Raw genomic sequence first — 8,558 nt, 5'->3', positions numbered from 1 at the left:
GATCCAGAGGCTCTGCCTCGCCAGCTTTTGAGAAACTTGGAGGCAGAGCCTCCGGATCTGTGTTACCACGCAGAGCCTGGTAACAAGCAGTATTAAATTTTTTTAACTGGTTCCCCGGCTCTGCCTGGGAACCGAGATCCAGAGGCTCTGCCTCGCCAGCCTTTGGGAAACTTGGAGGCAGAGCCTCCGGATCTGTGTTACCAGGCAGAGCCTGGTAACAAGCAGTATTAAATTTTAGTAGCTTGCCCCTGAAATTGTACTATCGGGTTACTGCCGACAACTGCTGAACCAAAGCTGATTTCAACAGTTCCACCTTATCAGTTTGCTCCCAAGGCAACTCTAAATCAGTGCGTCCAAAGTGACCGTAAGCAGCCACATCTTGATAGAAACGGCCGCCCCTTTCCGCAGGCAAATTCTGCAAGTTAAATGCTTGAATAATCCCCGCTGGACGCAGTTCAAACAACTGCTTCACAACTTCCAAAAGGCGATCGTCATCGACTTTTCCAGTGCCAAAAGTTTCGATCATCATGCTAACAGGCCGCGCCACGCCGATCGCATAACTCAACTGCACTTCACACTTTTCCGCCAAACCGGCCGCCACGATATTTTTAGCCACGTAGCGACAAGCATAAGCCGCGCTGCGGTCTACCTTTGTGGGGTCTTTTCCAGAAAAAGCACCACCACCGTGACGGGAATAACCGCCGTAGGTATCCACAATAATTTTGCGCCCAGTCAAACCTGAATCTCCTTGAGGTCCGCCGATCACAAATTTGCCAGTGGGGTTGACAAGGAAGCGAGTTTCTGCATCTGGTTTGATGGCGATATCCGCAAACACGGGTTCGACAACAGCAGTCCACAGGTCTTCTTTAATTTTGGCTTGAACTGCGGCAGTATCAGTAATATCGCCGATCGCCTCAGTGTGCTGGGTAGAAATTAAGATCGTATCTATGCCCACAGGTTTGCCGTCTTCGTAAACCACGGTAACTTGGCTTTTGCCATCGGGACGTAGATAAGATAACTGACCGGTTTTTCTGACTGCTGCGAGTTGGCGGCAAATCCGGTGGGCTAGGCTAATCGGTAGTGGCATCAATTCCGGCGTTTCGTTGCAAGCAAAGCCGAACATCAAGCCTTGGTCGCCTGCTCCAATGGCGTCCAATTGTTCTTCGCTAGATTGTTCCCGACTTTCCTGGGCTGTATTCACCCCTTGAGCAATATCGGGAGACTGAGCGTCAAGAGCCACCAATACCGAGCAGCTATTGGCGGAAAAACCGTTATCTGCGTGGATGTAGCCAATGTCGGCTATTTTTTTCCGCGCTAATTCTATGTAATTTACCTGGGCTTTGGTGGTAATTTCTCCCGTCAGCAGCATCAAGCCTGTGTTGACAACAACTTCAGCAGCGACGCGACTTTTAGGGTCTTCGGTCAATAAGGCATCTAAAATCGTATCTGAAATTTGATCGCAGATTTTATCGGGATGGCCTTCGGTAACAGATTCAGAGGTGAACAGGTAGCGGCGTGACAATGATTATTTCTCCTTGTGATGTTTTCTAGTTTAGTGGAAGCAGGGTTGGATTTTGAGTAAAGTGACACTACTATAGCAAATTCACACTCCAAGCTCGATCAACAGATCCAATTATTTAAAGATTTGCAGCAACTTTTTTATACTATTGAATAATTTTCCCCTCTCAAATCTCAAACCTAAAATCGGCTGACTGGTATATTTTGGAAGACAGCCCAGTAGCGAAACACAGCGCTGGCGTTGATTGGTATGAGCTTACGCATCTAACTATTTATCAGGGTCTCATCTCGCACAACAACTATGGCAGGAATCCCCAAATCACCAAATTTCATCCAGAGGGTTGCAGACTTAGAATTTCCCGGTGGCCCCATACCCCTGGACTCTCGATTTTATATCGATCGAACTCCAGCCGAAGCGCGAGCTTGTGCAGAAATTGGCAAACCCGGAAGCCTGATTCGGATTAAAGCCCCCAGAAAAATGGGCAAAAGTTCTCTGATGCTACGCATAATTCAAGCGGCACTAGCGCGGGGATACCGCACTGTCACCGTAGATTTTCAGCAAGCGGATGAAGCTGCTTTTGCTAGCTTAGATAAATTTTTGCGATGGCTTTGTGTGAATGCAGCTAGACAACTCAAACTCCCACCCAACTTGGATGATTTCTGGGATGAAGATATGGGCAGCAAAGTAAGCTGTACTATGTATTTTGAAAACTATTTACTAGAAGAAATTCAAACTCCCATTGTCTTGGTACTCAATGAAGTCAATCGAGTATTTGAACGTACAAATATTGCTCAAGAATTCCTGCCACTATTGCGTTCCTGGTACGAACAAGCCAGACTAATTGACACTTGGCAAAAACTCCGCTTGGTCGTGATTCACTCAACAGAAATTTATGTGGCTTTGAGTCTCAATCAATCTCCTTTTAATGTAGGATTACCAATTAAATTGTTAGAATTTAATGTGGAGCAAGTCCAAGAATTAGCGCGACGACATGGGCTGGAATGGAGCGATAGCTATCCAGTGCAGCAATTAATGAAAATGGTAGGAGGACATCCTTATTTAGTTCATTTGGCTCTTTATAACCTAGTAAATTCCTTACAAGATAACCTCCGGGAATGGTCAGCAGAGGCAGGCAAGTATCCGGCGCAAACCGAATTAGAACAACTGCTAAAATTAGCTCCTACTCAAAGCGGAATTTATAGCGAACATATTCAAAGTCAGTCGATAATATTGCAAAAAAATCCCGCCCTATCAGAAGCTTTTCAACAGGTGATAAGTTCTCAAAATAGTATTTACATAGAGCCTTTAATTGCTTATCAGCTAGACAGTATGGGCTTGGTAAAGTTAGAGGCAAATAATTGTCAGGTGTCTTGCGAATTATATCGCTTGTATTTTCAAGAAGAAAAATTGTCCGAGCCTAGGCCAAGGGTTTGTCTGGAAGATTTACAGCAAGAAAATGAAAGGCTACAAGCTTTGGTGAACGTGGACGAACTTACTCAAATTGGGAATAGACGGCATTTTGACAGTTGTTTGCGGGCGGAGTGGAAGCACATGAGTCGTGATGGTTCTCCGATATCTTTAATTTTGTGCGATGTAGATTATTTTAAAGTTTATAATGATACCTATGGACATCAAGCTGGAGATACTTGTTTGCGATCGGTAGCTCAGGCAATTGCTCGATCACTCAAGCATCCTGCTGATGTGGCTGCTCGCTATGGTGGCGAGGAATTTGCGGTGATTTTACCTGGGACTGATGCGTCGGCTGCTGCGATAGTTGCTGAAACAATTAGAGCTAATATTAAATCTTTGAATTTGGTTTTTAAGCATTCAAAAGTTGCTAATTTGCCGAATCCGGTGGTAACAATTAGTTTGGGAATTGCGAGTGTTGTTCCTGGGCCGGAGAATGATATATCAACGCTGGTATTGGCGGCTGATGAGGCTCTTTATGATTCTAAAAGACATGGGCGCGATCGGGCTACTCTGAGTACGCTTTTGAATTTTCGGTTTCCATCTTAATCTTAGTCTACGCAATCGATCGCCCCAAACCCCAAAAAATAAACCAGAAACAAAAAAGTTGAGTAACCGATCGCTCGATCGTCAGAAACCGGGTTTTTGCGAAGATACTTCGTTGTTACCAGAGATTCAGTAAAAAACCCGGTTATGAAGGCGGAGTGCGTAATTCATCCCAAAAATTTGATACAGTAAGCGCGATCGCAACCGGAATGAGGCTTAAATACTCCCTTCATTATCTTAGTCCGCGCAGGCGGACTTCGTTCGTGTAGAAGCGATTTCAATCGCCGAGTAATCAAGGAAATAACTTATCCTTTCATATATTCAACCATCTGCTGTTCCAGCTTCGCCAACAGCGTATCCACATCCGTCGCAGCTTCCTCAAAACAAACAGGAGGTTCCGGCTTAGGTTCAAATAGAATCAACTTAATTTGACCTTCTCCGATCGCCAAAATCGCCACTTCCTTCTCAGGCTTATGAGCGTTCAACACCCCTACAACTTCCTGAATATGACTTCTAACTTGACGGTTCAACTCCTCAACCGCCTCTTTTTTACAATACACAAAACGCGCAGTTTCTGCAATATCAATGGCCAAAATCTCCTCGCTTTCCTCACCCCTTTCCAGAAATAGCCCCCAAGCCAAAGCAGCCAATTCATGTTGATGAGCTTTCACAAACTTATCTAATTTGCGACTCCAGCTATTTTCGTTTGGTTTAGACTCAGGGTTATCAAATAGAAACATTTTCTCTTCTTGCTTATAGAAACTAATATCTTACGGTTATTTGTGATTGGTTATTGGCCGTACCCTGAGCGTAGTCGAAGGGTCGAAGGGTTATTGGTTATTGGTTATTAGAAGAGTGTGAATAACTAATTACCAATGCCCAATGCCCAATGCCCAATGCCCAATGCCCAATGCCCAAAACCGCTGCGTTCTTATTTTATACCAGATTGGACGCGCCAGAGCGACGCATAAACCCCATCATTTTCGATCAGTTGTTCGTGCTGTCCCGATTCTACCACCAGCCCCTCATCCATCACAAAAATGCAGTCAGCATTACGCACTGTGGAAAGACGGTGGGCGATCGCAATTGTAGTCCGATTCTTAGTAATTCGTTCGAGCGATCGCTGAATTGCCGCCTCAGTCTCGTTATCCACCGCCGAAGTAGCCTCATCCAGAATCAAAATCGGCGGATTCTTCAAAACAGCCCTAGCAATAGCAATCCGCTGTCTTTGTCCCCCCGACAATTTTTGACCCCGTTCCCCCACAATTGTCTCGTAACCATCCGGCAATTGCGCGATAAACTCGTGGGCTTCCGCAATTTTTGCAGCATCTATTATATCAGAATTAGTTGCATCAAAACTGCCATAAGCAATATTTTCTGCCACCGTACCATGAAATAAAAATATATCTTGACTCACCAATCCAATCCCTCGGCGCAAATCTTTTAAATTCAGTTGAGTTAATTCAATACCATCCAAAGTGATTTGACCATATTGTACCTCATAAAGCCGCAAAATCAACTTCACCAACGTACTTTTTCCCGAACCAGTAGGGCCAACAATCGCCGTAGTTTTTCCCGCCATTAGCGTCAAGGAAAAATATTGTAAAATCGGTCTTCTTTGATTGTAAGAAAAAGTCACATTTTTAAATTCCAGCGCCCCCTTAATCGAACTGATGGGCAACCGAATATCTCCCGTGCGAATGGCGATCGGAGTATCCAGTAAATCCATCGCCCGATTAGTAGAAGCCATCGCCCGCTGATACTGATCCAGAGTGTCTCCCAGTCGAGTCAAAGGCCACAATAACCTCTGAGTCAAAAACACCAAAACACTGTAAGTTCCCACCGACAATCTGCCAGCCACCACCTCTAAACCACCCAGAAATAGCGTGGCGATAAAGCCCAAGAAAATGATAATCCGAATCAACGGAATAAAAGCAGCAGAAAGGACGATCGCCCTTCGGTTACTTTGGCGATAAGCTTCGCTTTGGTTGGCGATACGCTGCGTCTCATAATCCTCAGAAGTGAAACTTTTAATAGTAGTAATTCCGCTCAAATTATTCGATAATTGACCGTTCAAAAAGCTCACCTTTTCCCGCACATCCGCATAGAGAGGGGCGAGGCGGTTCTGAAAGGCGATCGAACCCCAAACAATAAACGGAATCGGCAGCATAGACAGCACAGCAACAGTCGGAGATGCTGCAAAAAAAGCCGCGCCAATAATAACTACCGTTGTAATTACCTGAATAACATCATTAGCACCACCATCTAAAAAACGCTCCAGTTGATTAATATCGTCATTCAAAATAGAAATTAAACCACCAGTGCTGCGTTCTTCAAAATAAGCTAATTCTAATTCTTGCAAATGACTGTAAGCTTCCAGGCGCAAATCATGCTGAATATTCTGAGCCAAATTCCGCCATAAGTAATCGTAAGCATATTCAAAAATAGACTCCAATGCCCAAACAACCGCGCTCAAAATAGTAATAATTGCCAGTTGCCAAAAAACATCTTTTATGCCCCACTGAGCAATAATTGAATCTTCATTTTTGACCACCACATCAACCGCAATCCCGATTAATGCCGGTGGCGCTAAGTCGAAGAGTTTATTCAGAAATGAACAGATAGTTGCTAGCCAAGCTTGAAGGCGGTAGCGGCGCCCGTATTTCAGCAACCGCTGTAAAGGATGGGTAGATTTAGGGAGATTTGGTGACAATTGAGGACTGGGGGTAATATCAATTCCGATCGCATCGGAATGATTGTTGACAGTTGACAGTTGACAGTTGACAGTTGACAGTTAACTGTGAAACCATTGCTATTATTACATTTCCCTGATTCCTGATTCCTGATTCTTGATTTCTGACCTCCGCCATCTCGGTTAAATCCGTTGCCGAATAGCCTTCTTCCTTCTGTTATATCTTGCACTACTGTCTTCCACCCGTCGAGTGGTTCCAACCCCCCGTCTAACGGACATCTCCCATAATTATTGTGGAACAGGCAGGATGCCTATTCTTGACTGTCTTTTTAGGAGATGTGTAACAGCAGATATTAGCTTAAAATCGACTAAAAAGCTGAGATCAAAAGCTTTTTACCCATCCTAGCGAAGACTTGCGCTATCAGACAGGAGTTTCCACCTCAGAGTGGTTATGGCAACTGCTACTCCGGCCCATGGTGGGGGCGGGTTTTTGAGTCTTTGCGTATCCTTTCAAGCTAAGGAGTGAACCCGCTCCTACCGATGCTGGTAACTCGTACTTAATCCTACGCTTTAAAGGTTAACACAGGCTTCATTTTAGCGACTACATCAACCATTTGCGCCTCTACTTGAGCGTCAATTATTGGTTGAATAGGCTTGTAAGCTGCCGGTGCTTCTTCTATTCTGCGCTCTTGGCGTAAGGTAATACAATCTATGCCAGTTAAACCCAAAGCCGTGTCACTTTTGTCAACACCTTCGCGACTCATATCGAAGCGCGATCTAGCCCTTCCCGCACCGTGAGAAGCCGATCGCAAAAATCGATCGTTTCCCTTACCAATTAGCAGATAAGACGGCGCACCCATCGAACCAGGTATGATTAATGGCTGTTCGAGATAGGCGGGACAAGCACCTTTGCGAGTCACCCAGCCAGCACCTTCCGCTAAAGTGAGATTGTGTGGTAAATCGTAGACTAAAGGAGCTTCGATATCACCAAAAACTTGTCGCAAACGCAGCCGCAAAAGTTCTGCTAACAACAAACGATTCACAAAACCATAGTTAGCCGCTGTTGCTTCCGCTTGGAGATAGCTGTGGACAAGTTCGGGATTTGCCGAGAGAGAGAGGGGGAAAAGCTCTGATTCCGGGTATTTGAGGTTTTTCGGCCAAGCATCGCGCGATCGATCGCGCCACATTCCACCTATATATTTACCCACATTCCGAGAACCGGAGTGAATCATGAAAGCCATTTGTCCCGATCGCACACCCCAAGTATAAGCCCTAGCTTTATCCACAACTTCATCAACCACTTGAATTTCCACAAAGTGATTGCCGCCGCCGATAGTACCTAAGCCACCATCCCTGACTAAGCCGTCGTTTGGGACTAATTCTGCGGGAGCCCATTGGATATCGCCATTCATGGAACCGCCGAGGAAAGTACGCTCGCATTCTGTCGCTAACTGCTCAGAATCGGAATTTACCACACTACCAGTTGTTTTGTCCAACATAGCATCCAGCCATCCGGGAATCCCGTGTTGGAACATAGCGCGAGCAGTTTTTGCCATCATGCTGACATCGCGAGTACCAAAAAAGTAATCGCCTTTCATTAATTCTACAAACCGATCGCGTTTTGCTAAGAATTGGGCGATCGACAAATCAGCAACGTGTAACCGCATCCCGCAGTTAATATCCGAACCGACAGCCGCCGGAATCACCATTCCCGCTGTTTCTACAATAGAGCCGATCGCCACCCCCGAATCACCCGGATGAAAATCTGGAGTAGCGCAGGCGCGGCAAACGCAACCACCTTGAGGATGGCGAACATTAGCCAAACTTGCTAACTGTTTCAGCGCCTTTGCTTCCACCGGAAAACCCTCTGGGAGCAACACTTCTGCTGTTGTACAACTGGCATCTTGCCAGGGTTCTTTTACAGAACTATTGACAGAAATGGAGTATACTTTGTTGTCGTAACTAACATCAAGACCTTGCCGAGACAAAGCTCGCAAAAGCCGATTCAGATTTTTTGGCTGCTGCATAAGTATTCTGTTGCGGGCTGCATAGCAACCCCCACAAATTGAAGAGATGTTGTAGGTAATCAAAGACTTTGGTTCTGATTTTTACTATCAACTGCCAACTGTCAACTGTCAACTGTCAACTGTCAACTATCAACTGTTTACAGAAAATACCTAACCGTCGTTACCACCCGACTTCTTTTCGCCCGCAAAGCCGCCTTCAAAAAGAAAGCAGTTTGATTATGCAGCAATCCCTCCCACCAATTTCGCGTCACAAAAGCCGGAATAATTAGCGTTAAGAAAACTCCCGGCCGCTGTGCTTCAAACAAAG

Annotated in this window: 5 protein-coding genes; 1 reads left to right on the top strand and 4 read right to left on the bottom strand. The window is 45.3% G+C overall.

The genetic code is table 11. The features are described from left to right. Nucleotides 1-259: 259 nt before the first annotated feature. A complete protein-coding gene (gene metK / locus AAFP11_RS00060) occupies nt 260-1,522 on the bottom strand; it encodes a methionine adenosyltransferase (protein WP_341735164.1) in 1,263 nt (420 codons plus the stop codon). A 297-nt stretch (nt 1,523-1,819) separates the two neighbouring features. On the opposite strand from metK, the gene AAFP11_RS00055 reads away from it, so the two are divergent. After that, complete coding sequence (locus AAFP11_RS00055) at nt 1,820-3,535, top strand: AAA-like domain-containing protein (RefSeq protein WP_341735163.1); 1,716 nt, start codon at nt 1,820-1,822, stop codon at nt 3,533-3,535. A gap of 302 nt (nt 3,536-3,837) precedes the next feature. On the opposite strand, the gene AAFP11_RS00050 is transcribed toward AAFP11_RS00055, so the two are convergent. The 3 genes from AAFP11_RS00050 to AAFP11_RS00040 all read right to left on the bottom strand — a co-directional run bounded on the left by AAFP11_RS00050 (nt 3,838) and on the right by AAFP11_RS00040 (nt 8,251). After that, nucleotides 3,838-4,272 (bottom strand): hypothetical protein, encoded by a 435-nt coding sequence (locus tag AAFP11_RS00050; protein ID WP_341735162.1) that lies wholly within the window; start codon nt 4,270-4,272, stop codon nt 3,838-3,840. A gap of 191 nt (nt 4,273-4,463) precedes the next feature. Next, nucleotides 4,464-6,245: an ABC transporter ATP-binding protein gene (locus tag AAFP11_RS00045; protein WP_341735161.1), complete on the bottom strand. Its 1,782-nt coding sequence runs from the start codon at nt 6,243-6,245 to the stop codon at nt 4,464-4,466. A 542-nt stretch (nt 6,246-6,787) separates the two neighbouring features. Continuing rightward, nucleotides 6,788-8,251 carry an RtcB family protein gene (locus AAFP11_RS00040; protein ID WP_341735160.1) on the bottom strand — a complete coding sequence of 488 codons (1,464 nt, stop codon included), beginning with the start codon at nt 8,249-8,251 and terminating at the stop codon, nt 6,788-6,790. Nucleotides 8,252-8,558 lie beyond the last annotated feature (307 nt).

Origin of the sequence: Microcoleus sp. CAWBG640 (genome assembly GCF_020883015.1) — a bacterium.
Classification (GTDB): Bacteria; Cyanobacteriota; Cyanobacteriia; order Cyanobacteriales; family Microcoleaceae; genus Microcoleus; species Microcoleus anatoxicus.
This window is presented reverse-complemented; position numbering and strand designations above follow the sequence as displayed.